This is a genomic window from Actinomadura chokoriensis (assembly GCF_041463665.1).
In the GTDB taxonomy this organism is placed as follows: domain Bacteria; phylum Actinomycetota; class Actinomycetes; order Streptosporangiales; family Streptosporangiaceae; genus Spirillospora; species Spirillospora chokoriensis_A.
Map to the genome: position 1 here is coordinate 142,617 of NZ_JAXCEJ010000018.1, position 15,596 is coordinate 158,212.

Annotated in this window: 14 protein-coding genes and 2 pseudogenes; 4 read left to right on the forward strand and 12 right to left on the reverse strand. The window is 68.1% G+C overall.

Going from position 1 to position 15,596, the window contains the following annotated elements:
• Positions 1-17: 17 nt before the first annotated feature.
• From SM418_RS26085 to SM418_RS26105, 5 genes and pseudogenes are all read right to left on the reverse strand, one after another.
• Complete coding sequence (locus SM418_RS26085) at positions 18-941, reverse strand: peptidase inhibitor family I36 protein (protein ID WP_371943695.1); 924 nt, start codon at positions 939-941, stop codon at positions 18-20.
• A 44-nt stretch (positions 942-985) separates the two neighbouring features.
• Entirely contained in the window at positions 986-1,846 is an 861-nt protein-coding gene (locus SM418_RS26090; RefSeq protein ID WP_371943694.1) for a peptidoglycan-binding protein, read from the reverse strand.
• A 577-nt stretch (positions 1,847-2,423) separates the two neighbouring features.
• Positions 2,424-3,137: pseudogene (locus SM418_RS26095) on the reverse strand (SRPBCC family protein); the annotation flags it as partial.
• A 112-nt stretch (positions 3,138-3,249) separates the two neighbouring features.
• Positions 3,250-3,615, reverse strand: a pseudogene (locus SM418_RS26100) (TetR/AcrR family transcriptional regulator); the annotation flags it as partial.
• 121 nt (positions 3,616-3,736) lie between these two features.
• Complete coding sequence (locus tag SM418_RS26105) at positions 3,737-4,585, reverse strand: endonuclease/exonuclease/phosphatase family protein (protein ID WP_371966113.1); 849 nt, start codon at positions 4,583-4,585, stop codon at positions 3,737-3,739.
• Between the two features lie 265 nt (positions 4,586-4,850).
• Between SM418_RS26105 and SM418_RS26110 the strand changes: the two genes are divergently transcribed.
• On the forward strand, positions 4,851-5,603 hold the full coding sequence (locus SM418_RS26110) for a DUF4386 domain-containing protein (protein ID WP_371943692.1): 753 nt from the start codon (positions 4,851-4,853) through the stop codon (positions 5,601-5,603).
• Between the two features lie 37 nt (positions 5,604-5,640).
• Here the strand turns inward: SM418_RS26110 and SM418_RS26115 are convergent, their stop codons facing one another.
• The 4 genes from SM418_RS26115 to SM418_RS26130 form a co-directional block, all read right to left on the reverse strand.
• Entirely contained in the window at positions 5,641-6,654 is a 1,014-nt protein-coding gene (locus SM418_RS26115) for a zinc-binding dehydrogenase (RefSeq protein ID WP_371943691.1), read from the reverse strand.
• Positions 6,655-6,855: 201 nt separating this feature from the next.
• Positions 6,856-7,437, reverse strand: a complete 582-nt coding sequence (locus tag SM418_RS26120) for a hypothetical protein (RefSeq protein ID WP_371943690.1) — start codon at positions 7,435-7,437, stop codon at positions 6,856-6,858.
• Positions 7,438-7,477: 40 nt separating this feature from the next.
• Positions 7,478-8,251 carry a hypothetical protein gene (locus SM418_RS26125; RefSeq protein WP_371943689.1) on the reverse strand — a complete coding sequence of 258 codons (774 nt, stop codon included), beginning with the start codon at positions 8,249-8,251 and terminating at the stop codon, positions 7,478-7,480.
• Positions 8,252-8,638: 387 nt separating this feature from the next.
• Complete coding sequence (locus SM418_RS26130; RefSeq protein ID WP_371943688.1) at positions 8,639-9,079, reverse strand: VOC family protein; 441 nt, start codon at positions 9,077-9,079, stop codon at positions 8,639-8,641.
• A gap of 428 nt (positions 9,080-9,507) precedes the next feature.
• Here SM418_RS26130 and SM418_RS26135 point away from each other — a divergent pair, with 428 nt between their 5' ends.
• The 3 genes from SM418_RS26135 to SM418_RS26145 all read left to right on the forward strand — a co-directional run bounded on the left by SM418_RS26135 (position 9,508) and on the right by SM418_RS26145 (position 11,952).
• Entirely contained in the window at positions 9,508-9,816 is a 309-nt protein-coding gene (locus tag SM418_RS26135; protein ID WP_371943687.1) for a PadR family transcriptional regulator, read from the forward strand.
• The gene (locus SM418_RS26140) at positions 9,813-10,778 is read left to right on the forward strand and encodes an HD domain-containing protein (RefSeq protein ID WP_371943686.1); all 966 of its coding nucleotides are present in this window, start codon (positions 9,813-9,815) and stop codon (positions 10,776-10,778) included. The genes SM418_RS26135 and SM418_RS26140 overlap by 4 nt, the downstream gene beginning before the upstream one ends.
• A gap of 256 nt (positions 10,779-11,034) precedes the next feature.
• On the forward strand, positions 11,035-11,952 hold the full coding sequence (locus SM418_RS26145; protein WP_371943685.1) for a methyltransferase domain-containing protein: 918 nt from the start codon (positions 11,035-11,037) through the stop codon (positions 11,950-11,952).
• Between the two features lie 314 nt (positions 11,953-12,266).
• Here the strand turns inward: SM418_RS26145 and SM418_RS26150 are convergent, their stop codons facing one another.
• Genes SM418_RS26150 through SM418_RS26160 form a run of 3 tightly spaced genes read right to left on the reverse strand, consistent with a single transcriptional unit; the run spans position 12,267 to position 15,593 of the window.
• Positions 12,267-12,539: a hypothetical protein gene (locus tag SM418_RS26150; RefSeq protein ID WP_371943684.1), complete on the reverse strand. Its 273-nt coding sequence runs from the start codon at positions 12,537-12,539 to the stop codon at positions 12,267-12,269.
• A gap of 1 nt (position 12,540) precedes the next feature.
• A complete protein-coding gene (locus tag SM418_RS26155; protein WP_371943683.1) occupies positions 12,541-15,066 on the reverse strand; it encodes an Hsp70 family protein in 2,526 nt (841 codons plus the stop codon).
• Positions 15,063-15,593, reverse strand: a complete 531-nt coding sequence (locus SM418_RS26160) for a hypothetical protein (RefSeq protein ID WP_371943682.1) — start codon at positions 15,591-15,593, stop codon at positions 15,063-15,065. Before SM418_RS26160 ends, SM418_RS26155 begins: the two co-directional genes overlap by 4 nt.
• Between the last annotated feature and the right edge of the window lie 3 nt (positions 15,594-15,596).

Below are 15,596 nucleotides of genomic sequence, written 5' to 3' on the forward strand. Positions count from 1 at the left end.
TCAGTGGCCACGGCGCTCTATCGGACGTTGTAGCCCTGGGAGTTCCAGAACGAGGTCGGGTTCGGGTTCTCCAGCTTCGAGTCGCCGACGCTCTTGGCCGCGTGCGTCTGCTTGCCGAGGCGCATCTCGACGTGGGTGTGCGCGGACGAGGCGTACGAGACGCCGCGCCACGCCTCGTCGGCGATGACCTGGCCGCGGCTGATCTTCTGGCCCACCGCCAGCGAGGACCGTGGAGCGGAGTGCAGGTAGATGACCGTCTTGTTCAGCGAGGAGTTGTAGACGGCGATCGTGGAGAGCCCGGACCTGCCGTTGGCGCCGCGCGCGATGTAGATGACCTGACCGCTCGTGAGGGCGCGGACGTCCGAGCCGATGCCGCGGGCGATGTCGATGCCCTCGTGCCGTCCGGCGGTGCTGGTGTAGCCGTCGAAGCCGCAGGTGATCCGGCCGCCGCTCAGCTTGTACAGCCCGAACGACATGTTCGTGCGCGACGACGGCGAGAACTGGTGGGAGGCGTTCTGGTTCTTCAGGCTGGAGTTCAGGTTGCCCTTGGCGCCGGCCTTGAAGTCCTGGTATTTGCCTCCGTATCCGCTGTTGAAGTAGACCCGGACGGTTTTGCTGCTGCGGTTCCAGACCGAGGCGGCGTTGTTCTTGACGCACTTGCCCTTGCCGGTGCCCGCGCTCTTGAATTCGTAGCAGGAGGGCTGCTTGGCGCCGAGGTCGGCGACCGAGCCGGTGAAGTCCGACAGCGACCCCTTGTTGCCGCTGTTGAAGTAGTAGCAGAACTCGCCGCTGTCGCACACGCCGTTGCGGCTGGCCGCCGCCCCGGCGGCCGAGGCGTTGACGGACTCCGGCCCGCTGAACGCGATGACGGCGGTCGTCACGGCCGCCCCGCCGACCGCGACGGCCGCGGCCGTCGCGGAGAGGATCTTGACCTTGCTCATGGTGTTCTCCTTTGTTTCTTCTGTGGGATCCGGATCACGGATGGTCATTGGCGCTGGTACTCGTCCCAGGTGCGGACGGTCACCTTCGGGCCGTCGTCCGGGCCGCGGTTGGCGAGCCCGTTCCGGCCTAGGTAGTAGTCACCGATCTGGTGCTGGGCCTGGACGGAGAGGTCGGTGTCGCTGATGGCGGTGGCGTGGATGTGCCACGGCCAGTCGCCTTGGGAGGGGCTGCGCACCCATGCCGCGAAGCCGACCCGGCGCAGCGCGCGGGCGACCGAGGTGCGGGTGGCGGCGTTCATCCCCTTCACGGAGATGTCGACGACACCGCCGCCGTCGTGCGTGCCCGCGGACGTGGTGTCGCCGCCGGGGTTGTAAGACCCCTGCTCCAGCACGAGATTGCGGCCGAGCAGCCGCTTCGCCTCGGCCAGCATGCTGCGGGTGCGGGTGTTGATGACGACACCGCCGCTGGACACCCGGGCGCCCGGCACGATGGCGTGGGTGACCGTGAAGCGTCCGGCTCCGAGCTTGGTGAGCGACGACTTTCCGGGCAGGCCGTTGGCGTCGACACCCGTGTAGCCGAGCGACTTCTGGTACTTGGCGTAGGCGGTGACCGTCGTGGTGCCGAAGTAGCCGTCCACCCACTTCGCGTCGAGCAGCTTCCGGTCGCGCAGCGCCCGTTCGACGAGGAGCACGCTGGCCTTGGCGCCCGGGGTCAGCGTGGTGTCAGCCCGCCGCGGGTCGATCTGGGCCGCCTTGACCGTTGCTTCCATGTTCACGCTCGGCAGGGCCCCGGCGTCGGCCACCCGCACCGCAGGCGCCTCGGACCCTCCGCTCAGGGAGGTGAAGAGGACGGCTGCGGCGAGTGCGGGCGCCGCGATGGCAGCGGCATATGAAACCAACTTCATGGGTTCTCCTGATGGCAGGCACTGGGGGAGCGTTGCCGGCGTGATCAAGAGTCCCGATCCGCTCGCGAATCCACAAGAAGATCGTTGTTGTCAGATTGAGGGCCTGGCCGTCCGACCTTGGGCGAACGCGCCACCTGACAGCGGACGCGCAGGTGGTGGGCCGGTCAGGGCCGGACCCGGCGACTTGTTCGCGCTCGGGCGTCCCGGCCCTTTCCGTACAGGTGGCGGCCGAGCGGGCCTACCCACGGCGCTGCGTTCCTCCAGTTCGAGGAACGCCAGGTTCGGCGTCTCGGTGACGCGTTTGAACGAGCAGTCACACTCGGCTGAGGGCGCCCAGGCGGTCAGGAAGCCGACGTACTCGTTCCAGGTCATCACTTCCTTGAAGTGCCGACGCGCTCGAATTCGTCGACCGCGACCAGCGCGGCGAGCGGTGCCCAGTCCCCGGCGGAGAAACCGGGCCGCTTGGCGCCGTCGACGATGCGCTTGGTGGTGAGGGCGTACTCCAGCGCCTTGCGCGAGTTCCCGGTGTAGTCGTCGATGACGTCGCTGATCTCTCGGAGAGCCGACGGTCTGCCTTTCAGGCGCGCGCGGTGGACGCGAGGTGACGGTCCAGGACGGAGTGGAAGTGGGCGACGACGACCTCCTCCTTCACCAGGGAGAGATGGTCGAGCCGCTCGTTGCGCAGGCCCCCCTGCTGGCGCTGCATCTGCTCGTAGTCCTGCTGGAGGGCGAGGAAGTACTCGTGGCTTCCCGGCTCGGTGACGTCGATCAGCTCGGCCCGGAACTGGTCGGCCGGCTCGTCGGGCAGCCACATGTAACTGCTGACGTGCCAGACGCACTTGTTGGGGTCGCCGCCGGGGTGCGGCATCGCCATGACCACGTGGCACTCGCCCGCGCGGATCGTCATGAAGAAGTTCGGGAAGAGGGTCCAGCCCTGGTTGTCGCTCATCTGCGCGTCGGTCAGCCGGCTCACGTCCAGGCCCATGCCGGTGAAGGTGTCGCGGGTGGCCTGCTGCAGGATCGTCCGGGCGGTGACGCCTTCCGGGAACTCCAGCTTCCCGTCCTCGTCGCGGTGGGCGGCGACCAGCTCCTCGAAACGGGGCAGGATCATCGGCAACGACGGGAAGGTCTCCTGGAGCCCCCGGATTCCCTCGACGTGCTGTTCAGGACCGAAGTCCTCGGCGTTCGCCACGTCGAAGGGCGCACAGGCCACGCTGTGCCTGTCGAGGAAGAGGTAGCGGCTCTTCGCCGGGTCGATGTCGATCCGGTTGAGCAGTTGCGGGTGCACGCCGGAGACGTGGTACGGCCATCAGCTTGTCCAGGACGCCGTCCGCACCGTCGGCCGCGGCGGACAGCCGGGGGACGGTGGTTCCGGCGATCTCCGCGAACGTGGCCCTGATCAGCTCGGACTGGTTGGGGAAGTAGTGGTAGAGGCTGCCGCTGGTCATCCCGGCGGCCCGGGCGATCTCGCGGATGGTCGCGCGCGAGTAGCCGACCTCGGCCACGCACCTCATGGTGGCCGCGATGATGCGCCGCCGGGTCTCCTCGCCCCTGGGCGCCCGCCGGACGCCCGAGAAGCGGCTGACCGGTCGACACGGCGTCCTCCCCGGAACCTCGGCGGATGAGTCCCGGGCCCAGCTTCTCACGTTCCGAGCCCCCGGAGCCCGACCGTCCCGGACGGCGAGTAATGCCCATTTCGTCGCCCTGGAGGTGCCGGCACCACCCAGGGGCGGACGTGACCGTGCGTCGCGGACTGCGTGGGCGGGCACCGGACGGCCGGGAGCGCGGGCGGGCGGGGCTTGGGCGGCCCCGCCCGGCGCGGCGCGACGACCGCGGGAGAAAGCCGAGGATGCTGGATTCTGCCGAACGTCGGCTTCTCACGTGCCGCGGTTAGGACGTGGTGAAGTCCATCCACAGTGCGCGGTGGTCTGAGGAGTCGTTCCAGGAAGGGGTGTCGCGGGCGGTGCGTTGGATGCCCTTGTGGAAGATGTGGTCGATCTTGATGGTCGGCTCGACGTTCCAGTCCTCGCGGTTGTTCTCCACGGTGAAGTAATTCCATGGATGGGCGTTGACCATCTGGGCCGCGATCAGCGGGTCGAACTCGTCGGGCCTGCATCCTGCCTGGTCAGGCCGGGTGCAGCCGGGGATGTTCTTGACAGAGCGGATGTTGAAGTCGCCCGCGATGATGCCGCGCTGCCAGCTGTTGGCGTATTGGGCGAGCAGCGGAATCTGGCATGCGGTGCCGTCGCCGAACCGTCCCAGATGCGTGCTGAGCACCCTGACCGGCACCCCGTTGAGGATTACGGAAACGGCGACGAACGACCGCGACTCGTCATTCTGGGGGTCGCACGCGGGGTAGTCGACCTTGATCGGGTCCCTCACCGCCACACCCGGACGGACGAGGATCGCGTTGCCGAAGGACGTATTGACCTCGGGCTCCCTGGCACACTTCAGGTTGATCGACGCGTGGTGATAGAACACCTGCCATCCATCGCCGAGCTCGGATTGGATGGTGCCGAGCATGCCTTCGCAGACCTCTTGGAGCGCGACCACGTCGGCGCCGGTCTCCCAGATGTGCTCGGCGGTCGCGACGCCGCCTCCGCTGTCCTGGGTCAGCGCGTTCCAGGTCATCAGCCGTAGCTCGGTCGCCGCACTACTTGGACCAACATTGAGCATCATGGCGCAGATGGCCAGGCTCAAGGCGAGGCTACCCCGCTTCCACCATCGTTGTCGGTTCATGCTCTTGGATCCTGATCAAGAACGAGCAGAGCAGTCAATGGGGCATAACAGTCCTAAAGTGGACACAGATTCTCCGTCGCCGGCCGAGCCCAGCTGATCACGTGCCCGCTGCGAGCCGGGGCGCGCCGCCCGATGGACGGTGGCGTGAGCGGACGTCGGCAGGCTTGAACCGGCCACCATCGGGTGGGGACAGCGCCACTTCAGCGTGGTTCCCTACGACTATCCCGGCAATCGGGCGGGGCCGATCAAAGCCTTGGAGAGTCACGTGAACACGATCGAACCTCGGATGCCGGAAACCTCGGCGGACGCCGTTCAGCGGACCGCCAGGATCGCCGGCGTATGGTTCATCCTCACCTTCGTCCTCTCGATCCCGGCGGTGTTGCTGTACGACCCGGTCCTCAACGATGCGAATTACATCGTGGGAGCGGGCGCGGACACGCAAGTGCGGATGGGAGCCCTCCTTGAGATCCTGACCGCCGTAGCGAACATCGCCACCGCGGTCGTCCTGTTCCCGGTCTTGAAGCGGCAGAGCGAAAGCATCGCCCTCGGTTACATCGGCTCGCGAATCCTCGAATCGACCGTCATCGTGGTGGGGGTCGCCAGCGTGCTCGCCGTTGTGACGTTGCGGCAGGACCTGGCGGGCGGGGGCGCCGCCGACGCCACTCTGATCGGCCAGGCACTGGTGGCGTTGAAGGATCAGACGTTCCTGATCGGCCCCGCCTTCTGCGCGGGGTTCGGCAACGGGCTGCTGCTGGGCTACCTGATGTACCGGTCGGGCCTGGTACCGCGCCCCATGGCGTTCATCGGGCTCATCGGAGGCCCCATCGCCTGCGCCACCGCGACCGCCGTCCTGTTCGGCGCCTACGAGCAACAGTCCCCGGTGAATTTCCTGTTCACGGCGCCAGAAATCGTCTGGGAAGTGTCCCTGGGCATCTGGCTGGTCACCAAGGGCTTCCGCTCCGTCCCCCTCATCACAGAAACAGCGCCCAAGACCGCCCAGGAGCCCGACATAGCGTGACGGGCGGCGGCTCGGCTGACGCCTTGGCGCGGGTCCCTTAGATGATCAGCAGGGTCTTTCCTACGGCGGTGCGATTCTCGATCGCGGCGTGCGCCTCGGCAGCGCGTTCCAGCGGGAAGGTCTGCCCGATGACCGGCCGGACGAGCCCGGCGGCGGCCTGGGACATCATCTGCTCCGCCCACCGCGCCACGTTCGGCCCGAAATCGAAGAGCTGCTCGATGCCGATCACCTCCACCCCCTTGGACCGGGCTTCGGCAGAGTCGATGAGCGTGACCTCGCCACTGGAGGCTCCGTGCACCGAGAACCTGCCACCGCGGGCTGTCACCTCGAATGCCTCCCGCCCTATACGCCCGCCGACGCCGTCGAACACCACGTCCGGTCCCGCGCCCTCGGTCGCTTCGAGAACCCGTTTGGTCCAGGCCGGCTCGGAGTAGTCGACCACGGCATCGGCGCCGAGCTCCCGGAGCAGGTCCAGCTTGCGCGCCCCGCGGGCAGCTCCGACGACCCGAGCGCCGACCGAACGGGCGAGCTGCACCAGCAGGCTGCCGACGCCACCGGCCGCCGCCTCGACCAGCACCCAATCACCGGGGCCGACACCGGCCTTCTCGGTCAGGCCCTGCGCGGTGCTGCCGTCGCTGTGCAGGGCGATGGCCTCCGGCAGGCCCAGCCCGTCCGGCACCGGAAACAGTTCCTCGACCTTGGCTACGGCACGCTCGGCGAACCCGCCGGTCTCGCCGGTACCGGCGATGACCCGGCGCCCAAGCCAAGTCGCATCCACCCGCGCTCCGACCGAGCTCACCCGACCGGCCACCAGACCGCCCGGCACGTACGGCAACGACGGCTTGGCATGCCACTTGTCGACGCCACGCCGGATCTGCGTCTCGACGAACGTCATGCCCGCGACCGCCACATCGACCACGACCTCGTCCGCCCCAGCCACCGGATCCGGAGCCTCACCGGCCACCAGCACCTCCGGACCTCCGAACCGCAGCGCCTGAACCACCCGCACACCGACCACCCCAAACCGTGCACTGACAAGGAATTCAAGCATGCAACCTCAACCACACTTGAGATCAAGGTGCCAGCCCAACTACCAGCAGCCACCCGCCCCGAGCTACGCACCAAACCCTGTACGCCCACCACCCCGACGACCCCAAAACCGTTCTACAAACCAGCGAACGAACGTTTCTTCTTCTTACGGTCACAACCAGCGTGCTCGTTGGCCGACGGCACGCTAGGACGATGTGGTTTCTCAGGCTCCAGCGAGGTCAGTCTGAGTGCCTTCGGGGCCGAACGCTTCCTCGATCATCTCTGCGTACTCGGCGTCTGTCGCGCCGCGCCACTCGCCGGTCGTCGGGTCCTTTACCAGCCAAGGCTGGTAAAGCGTGCCCTCCACCCATTTGGAGAACCAGTCGACGATCGTCAGATGCTGCGGGAACGTGCATGACACGTCGTCCGGCGCCGGGTTCGGGTCGCAGCCCCATACCTGGTCGTCGGTGAGGTCGAGCGTGCTGCTGATTCCGCATCCCCAGTCGCACAGGATGAGGGCACCGCCTTTGAGCCCAGTCAGCGCGTCCAGGCCGCCGGCTCGGTGCCCGCCCCGGAGGCCGAGGAGACCGTAACCCGGACCGAACCCGCCGTTGCCGACCTCCAGGTAGAGACGGCGCAGCAGCGGTGGCAGCGACCGGCCGGCCAGTTCCTCAGCCTCCGCGACCGCGGCAGGCGACGCCGGGCGCAGCGGCGCCAACCGGGCGGTCGGCACCTCGTCGATGTACCCGCCCGCAGCGATCCGCCGGACCACCGCATCGAACACCTCGTCCTCGCTTGTCGACATGGCCGGCAGAGTAGCCGTGCCGAGTGCGACTCATGACAGATCACGTGAGGGCCGCTCGCAGGGCGAACGCCGCTCCCGCTGTGGCGAGGCCCAGCGGTATCGCCACAAGGAAACCGCTGACGCCGCTCAATCGCGGCGCGGAGGCATGAGCCTCACCGGCGTCACGCGTCCAGAGCGGACGCGGTTCCACCAGCAGATACGCAAGAGCACCGAGTTGCCCGACCGTGAACAGCCAGAACCAGGCCCACCGACTGGCGGAGCGATGGTCGGGCCGCCGGGCCATCACCACGAGCAGCAGCAGCCAAAGCAGCCCGGCCGCCGGAGCGAACTGGGCCGGGTGACGGTTCTCCCACCAGTTCCGCTCACCATGCAGGTCCTGCACCGGTGTCACTTTGACCTGCTGGGGCGAGTCGGTGATCAGCCGCTCCAGCGTCTCCTCAGGAGCATCCTCGCCGAAAACGCCCGCCCCGTCCGACGATCCACCCGGGCCCGGCAGCGACGCCTGATACCAGGTCAGCAGGCCGGTGGACCATCGCACCGACCCGCCATCGGCCAAGGCATGCTCTCCGCTCTCACGCTCAAGGTGCCCCACCCGCCCCTCGGCCAAGTCGTCGGCCAGTCGCGAAGGCGGGACGTCCAGCGGAACCGCACGGGCGAACGTCAGCAGCCCGCAGCCCCACAGGACCAGCAGCCCCATCAACCGCATCGCGCGCCCGGTCCGGCTCTGTCTCCAATCCGGCGGGGATTTCTTGAACTCTACGGAAAGCATCATCAACCTCAGCGCGGACGGGGCCGTGCGGGCCCTGATGAACATGGGAGCCAGGCGAGCCCTCACCACAAGCCCACCAATGGGCTGCCGGACGAAAATCCGGCTCAAGTCGTTCTTGATCTCACCGAAGACTGGCACAGTGACGAGAACGCCGCGACCATCTCCGGCGATAATCCATTGCCACGCCGATGCTGATCCCTCGGCGAGACGGCACTGACCAGCGCCGCATTCTGGATGGAGGCCCTGGGATACTTCCTCGGCACGAGATGGGCAAGCACTGGATAGTGCTCGTGCCGACGGAAGGGACGAAGCCCAGCCTCAGCCAGTCGGCGTGGGCGTCGATGAACGCCGCATTGCCGCGCAGCGTGGATGTTCAGGTTGCCCCGACCGGCACGATCTTCCCGCCGGGTAACTGCTGGCAGCCACTCGGCGTCAGTCGATCCGCTCGGTCAGCGAGACGACGATTCCCTCCGGCCCGCGCACATGGGCCATTCGCCAGGTGTTCTCGTGCTGACCGATCCCGCCGACCAGCCCGTAGCCGTTCGCGGCCAGGCCGTCGACGGCCGCGCGGAGGTCGTCGACCTCGAAGCAGATGCTGCGCATACCCAGCTCGTTGGCCATCGCGCTGGGTGACCCGGGCTCGTGGTCGGGCCTGACGAAGCTCGCGAGCTCGACTCCGGTTCCTCCGCCGGGCGCCCGGAGCATGACGATCTCGGCCCGCGAGTTCTCGATGCCGATCACCGTGTCGATGAACTCGCCCTCCACGAACGTGCGGCCTTCGACCTCGAGCCCCAGGTCGGCGAAGAACGCCGTGACCGAGTCGAGGTCGGCGACGGTGATTCCGACGTGGTCGAACTGCCTGATGTGCGACATGACTTCCATCCTCCAGTGACTGTCTGGTCTTTGGTCCAAGGACGAAGCCGCCGAAGCATTCTCGACGTGCCTCCGCAGTTCGCTGAGGCGCCCTCGCGTCGGGACGATGCTCGTCCAATTGTCAATATGTCACTGAGTGGCCGCAGCCAGCCTCGCCGTCCTCTCCATGGGGAGCCTTCTCGACGGGGACGGTGATGAGGAGGGGCGACCAGTCATCGCGCCGACTCCGCCTCTGGCGGATCAGTGGCAGCTTCTTTGCTCGTTACTGGACGTGGGCCTCGGACGATCCACGCCTTATACGACGGCAGCGCCGCCACGTCTGACAGGACGTCCTCCAACTGCCGCTGGGTAGACGGATGTGGCCTCCGGAGGCATGTCACTGTCCGCGTTGGATGTCTAGAGTTCGATATATGGCGGATGGTCCTCGGATGACCCTGCAGACGATGCTCGTGTTGGACGCGATGCTGTCCGATCCGGCCAAGCGGCGCTTCGGGCTTGAGCTGTGCACGGAGACCGGCCAGCCCAGCGGCACCATCTACCCGATTCTGGCCCGGCTGGAGCGCTTTGGCTGGATCGAAGGCCGCAAGGAGTCTCCGGCCGAGCACCTGGCCGGAGGGCGGCGCGCCCGCTACTACTACACGCTCACCGACGAGGGTGCTGCGCGGGCTCGCACCGCGCTTGAGCAGGCCCGGCAATCGCGCGGACCGGCAGTCAACCTCCGGACGGCGACCTCATGACCGCCGCCCTGGAGCCGCTGCTCGCACAGCTGCCCCCCGATCTGCCGGTCACCGAACGTGACAGGATCCGGCGGGCGTACGAATTCGCCGCGCGCCGCCACGCAGGCCAGTGCCGCAAGAGCGGCGATCCCTACATCACCCATCCGGTGGCGGTCGCACAGATCGCTGCCTGCTCGGGACTGGACGACGCGGTCGTCTGCGCCGCGCTGTTACACGACGTCATCGAGGACACCGGATCCCATGACGACCGGCTCCGCGAGCAGTTCGGCGACGAGATCGCCACCATGGTCGAGAGCATGATCGAGCTGGATCGCGACGAGGCGGCCATCGCCACCGCCGACGACCGCGTCCTCGCGCTGAAGGTGCTGGACAGGCTGCACAACATGCGCACCCTGCATTACCTCGACGAGGACAAGCAGCGGCTCAAGTCCCGGCACACCCTGGAGTCGATGGTGCCGCTGGCCCGGCGGCTCGGGCTGCGCGACGTGTCCGACGAACTCACCTCGATCGCCCTCGACCGTTTGGCCGCCCTGCCCGAGGACGCCCCCACCGGTCACCGAGCACTCGCTCTCGGCGCGCTCCTGCTCCCGCCCGCGGTCAGGCCGCGTTATCTGGACGAATGGCTCGGCGAGCTCGGTGTCCTGCCGAGTCGTCGTGCCCGGCTCCACTTCACGCTGCGGCTCATCCTGGGCATGCCGGCACTTTCTCTGGCACTGCGCCGCCCCTCGCACGGCACTCTCACTCACCGGCTTCTGGACGCCCTCCGCTGGCTCCTGCGGAGCGACCTGCGCACCTGGACGCCGCTGGTCCTCCTGGTCGGCTGGGTAATCGTGGGGACAGCCCGGACGAGCCTCATCGACGCCACAGTCACCCTGATCACCGTGCCGCCCGTCCTCCATGCCGGCGTCACCCGCCTGCGCACGAAACTCGGCATGGACGATTCAGACGAGACGTACTCCTAGCAGGCGGAACCCACCGGCATCACACCGTGTTTGCGGCATGAGCGTGCATCCGCGTGCCTGCGATGCCAACGCCGCCCTCTCCTCTCTGAAAGCCGCGAGGCCTTCTCGCGGTGAGTTCCGGGCGCAAAGAAGGTCGGAACCTCCAAAGCCAATCACGGGAGTGGTCTGAGTGGACCTGTAGGGCATCATGCCGGTGAGCGACAGTGCCAAGGCGGTGGAATGGTTCAAGGTGTTCTTCGGCCGTCCGGAGGACGAGGTGATCGGCGAGGAGCGCCTGTGGCAGGTCGGCGCGAACGCATGGGTCGTCGTCGACGATCAGGACGTCCGTGCCGAGCGGGTGGGACAGGCCATGGTCACGTTGGGCGTGACCGACCTCGACGAGATTCTGGCCCGTCTCGCCGCGCACGGCATCAGTCACGAACCCGTGGAAACGTACAGCAACGGCGTGCGCCATGTAGTGGTGCTGGACCCGGATGGGAACAGCCTGTCGCTCGCCGAGGCACCCGCCGGACCTGACCTTGTTCCGATGACCTGGTTGACCGATACCCGAAACGTCTACGACGCCGTCGCGTCCCGCTACGCCGACGAGACCCGCGACCTGCTCGACAGGCTGCTCCACGTGCGCGCGGGAGTGGTGCTGTTCGCCGACCTGGTCCGCGCGATCGGCGGCGGGCCCGTCGCCGACGTGGGCTGCGGGCCCGGGCACACCACCGCCCTGCTGCGGGAGCTGGGCGCGGACGCGTTCGGCATCGACCTGTCACCCGCGATGATCGAGATTGCCCGCCGCGAGCACCCCGGCGCGCGGTTCGAGATCGGTTCGATGACCGACCTGCAACTCGCCGACGACTCTCTGGCCGGTGTGCTCGCGTGGTGGTCGCTGATCTACATCCCGGACGAGGCGGTGCCGGGCGTGCTCAGACATTTCCACCGGGTCCTGCGGCCGGGCGGGGTACTGGCCGTCGGTTTCCACGTCGGTGACGTTTCAAAGATCGACACGAGTGGTGACGGCGACCAGGCCGTCCAGGCGTATGTGCACCACCGCCAACCGTCCCGCGTGGCCGACTGGCTCCGGGAGGCGGGATTCACCGTGGAGGCGCAGCACCTCTTGAACCCGGATGAGCCGAAGCCGCGCGCGATCCTGTTCGCCCGCCGCCCTGCGACACCGTCCCGGTAACCCTCCGCGAGCCGCCGGTGCGCGGCCTCAAGTGCGCCATTCCCCGAGCGAAGGGGCGCGACAGGAACCTGACACCTGGAAAGACGGAAAGACCAGCCGGCCACCCTCTCCGCCGCCCGCCATCCGGGTGAGGTCCAGGCGTAGGGGCGGTGGGGCCGTCCAGACGGCGGTCAGTGCCTTCCGGCGGCGGATTCGACGGCCGTCCGCAGGGCCGCCGTTGCCGGTGACGCGTTCGGCGTCATAGTTACAGGTGGGACGCGCATCAGGAACGCCACGCCAATCCCGCTTGCACCGGAGTCTCCCGGGTCCATCCGTTAGCGACGGCGGTTGAGCTTCGCGCGAATCTTCCGGCGCAGTGCCTTGGCCTCGGTATCACCGGGGTTCAGCGCGAGTGTCACACCGATGGACTCGGCGGCACGAACCCATTCCCGGGTCCGGTACAGGCGCAGAGCCTCGTTGTAATGCCAGTCGGCGAAGGCGGCGAGTCGTGCGAGCGGTCCCAGGTCACCGCGGCAGCGCGGACATCGCGCCGGTGGGCCGGACATCCGGTGGGTGCAGTGCGGGCAGGCGATCGTGGCAATCGGCATGTCACACGTCCCGGCGCTTGATCCCGGTGTCCCCGTCGCCATGGATTCGCGCGATCCACGCGTCGATCTGGGCCTTCAAGCCCCTGAACCGTCGGTAGATGCGGCCGAGGTGCGCCGTGTCATCCGGCCCGTCCGCGATGGCGTCGCGCAGCAGTTCGTCCAGGCGTGGGATGAACGCGTTGCCTTGGACGTGCACGGGGCCGTGTACTTTCGCGAGGTGACCGGTGACCGTGCGCTGCATCCGCTCGATCTCCTGTAGCAGAAGGCCGCGAAGCTCATCGGGGCTGATCTGCGGCATCGGGAGTTTCACGTAGACGGCTCGAAGCTGCTCGATGACCGCTTCGTTGGCGCGATGCCAGTCGAGCCGGTTCCCCGTCTGGTACGCGACCGTGCCGGCGTCGAGCAGCTTTGGTACCTCCAGGCGATGGCGGTTCGCTGCGGCGGTGTCCCGCTCGGCGAGGTCGCTGATCGCCCGCTCGAGTTCTTCGACGGTCTCGCGGAACTCCTCCATGGTGGGACCTAGAGTGACGTCGGTGTCGGCGGTACCTCGGACGCGGCCCAACAACGTCTCTGCCTCAAGCGTCTTGTGGTGCGTCTTGGCGCGGTCCTGCCGTTCGACCAGCAGCGCCTCGATTTCGTCGAGATGCCGATCCAGCATGGGCCCCAGGCGCACCGCGTCCGCCGGCACGGCGGTGCCGCGCTTCTCATCCCATGATCTGCGCAACTCCTGGATGCGCCGTTCCAGATCGCTCCAGGCCGGCGTCTTCCGGCGTGGAAGCTCGATGACCGCCGTGGCATGGGCGTTGACGGAGGGAATGCGGGCTTCGGCCCGGATCGTCCAGTCCGGTTGGAATTCCAGCGTGATTTCTACCGGTGTGCCCTCGGGCAGATCGGGCGGCAGGTCGGTGACCATGACATCACCGATCGGCAGCAGGTCCTCGATGATGCGAACGGAGAGGAAGGTACCGCGCCGCGCGGTCTCGAAGGTGACGCCGCCGGTGCGGTAGGGCACGCGAGTCTCCGAGGGCACGACGCGGTGGGGGCCGTTGATCAGCTCGATGAAGAAGTCGTGGGAGAGAACGTCTCCCGCGACATCGGTCTCCGGTCCGGGACGGCGGTCCATGACGAGACGGCACGTGGCGATGTCTCGGCCCGATGCCCGGATCCGGACGGAGAACGCGTTCTCGGAGTCCTCGTCCACCGGCACGTCGGCGAAGAGGAAGCGCCCCGCCGCGTCGGTGGTCTCCTCCAGCTCCGTCATGCCGTCATCGGAGGACAGCAGGACGGTGACACCACCCGCGGAACCGAGCTCGCCGCCCGGCAGCACCCGGCCGCTCACGTCGGTCGACGGCGGCGTCAGGTCGGGCTTGTCCAGTTCCAGGTTGCCGCTGCGGACGGCGGCCGTGGCCGCTTTGCGCGCGGCGCCCACGGCAACGCAGAGGTCGGGGTTCAGCAGCTGAGGTTCGCGGCCCAAATGCTCGGCCAGGAGGCGGGTGACGGCCGGAATCCGTGACGATCCGCCCACCATCACGATGTCATCGAGCTGGTCGGCCGTCATCCCGGCCTTGTCCAGGGCGCGGTCGCAGTGCGCCAGGGTGGCGTACAGAGCGGGCTCGATGAGGGCTTCGAACTCGTCCCGCGAGATCGGGACGTTGATGCTCATCGGTTCCCCGGCGAGATCCACGGCGTGTTCGTCGACGATCTCGGTTTCGGCGAAGCGCGACAGGTCGTGCTTGGCCTCCTCGGCGACCGCCGTGAGCTGGGCGAGCACGCGGCGATGCCCGGGGTTCTCGGCATCGAAGTCCAGCGAATGACCGGGGAGCCGGCCGACGAGCCAGCCGACGATCTCACGGTCGAAGTCGTACCCGCCCAGGTACCGGTCACCACCGAACGCGCGGCAGTCGAATCCGACATCGGGGTCGAGCGTCACCAGGGCGGTGTCGAACGTGCCGCCGCCGAGGTCGTAGACGCAGAACGTGCGGGGCTCGTCGGGCCAATCTGGGCCGGTGTACGCCAGCGCGGCGGCGACCGGCTCGATCAGCGTCTCCGTGACCTCGAGCCCTGCGAGTTCACCGGCCGTGGCAGTGTCGTTCTTCGCGGGGGTCTCGAAGAAGGCGGGGACGGTGATGACGGCCCGTTCCACCGGGACGCCGAGCGTTTCCTCGGCCATCCGCTTGAGGTGACGCAGGACGTGGGCGGACGCCTCGACGGGCGTGAGCTCGGCGTGACCGGCCTGGACGATCTCGTCGGTGCCCATCGCCCGCTTGAAGAAGCGCGCCGGCGGATGAGTGTCATTGCGCGCCTTGTGCTTGGCGCGTAACCCGACGAGCGCCGCGCCGTCGGGGCCGATCCACACGACGGACGGGACGGCGGGCGCGCGGTCGGGGGTCGTGACGATCAGGGCGTCGCCGAAGGGCCGCAGCCGCCGGTCGGCGATCAGCCGGTCCTTCCCCGGGATATCGGCCTCGACCGGTACGGCGATGCAGCTGTTCGTGGTGCCGAGGTCGATTCCGACGATCAGACTCATCTGGAGTTGCCCTCCCCGTGGCTGTGGCTGTGCGCCGGTGCGGTCTCGGTTCCGAGGATCACCTGGGCCGGCCGGATCAGCTCACCGTCGTCGAGGCGCAGGCCGGGGCTGAGCGTGCGGCCGACCACCAGGGTCTCCTCGTCGCCGGGCGCGCCTCCCCGGACGTCGATGTGGTCGGCCACCGCCCGAAAGGGCTCGCCGACCGGATCGATGATCTGCACCCCGGCCCCTTCGAGTGCCTTCACGAGTTTGCGGTCCAGCGTCGCGAGCAGGTCGGCCTGCCCGTCCAGTCCGGCGGCCCGCAGCTGCTCCTCCTGCCGGTCGAGGAAACCGCGCATCTGGTGACGTACCAGGGCGATATCGGTGGCCAACGTGCAGAACCGTTGATGGGCGGCGCCGGCTTCCCGGTGCCCCCGGGCAGCGTTGATCTCCTGCGCGGCAGAGCGCATGACCTGGTGCAGGACCTTCACCGGGGGTGGCGGCTTCACCGGGACCGGACGCTCGGGCAAGTCGTCGTCGGGGCGCATCGC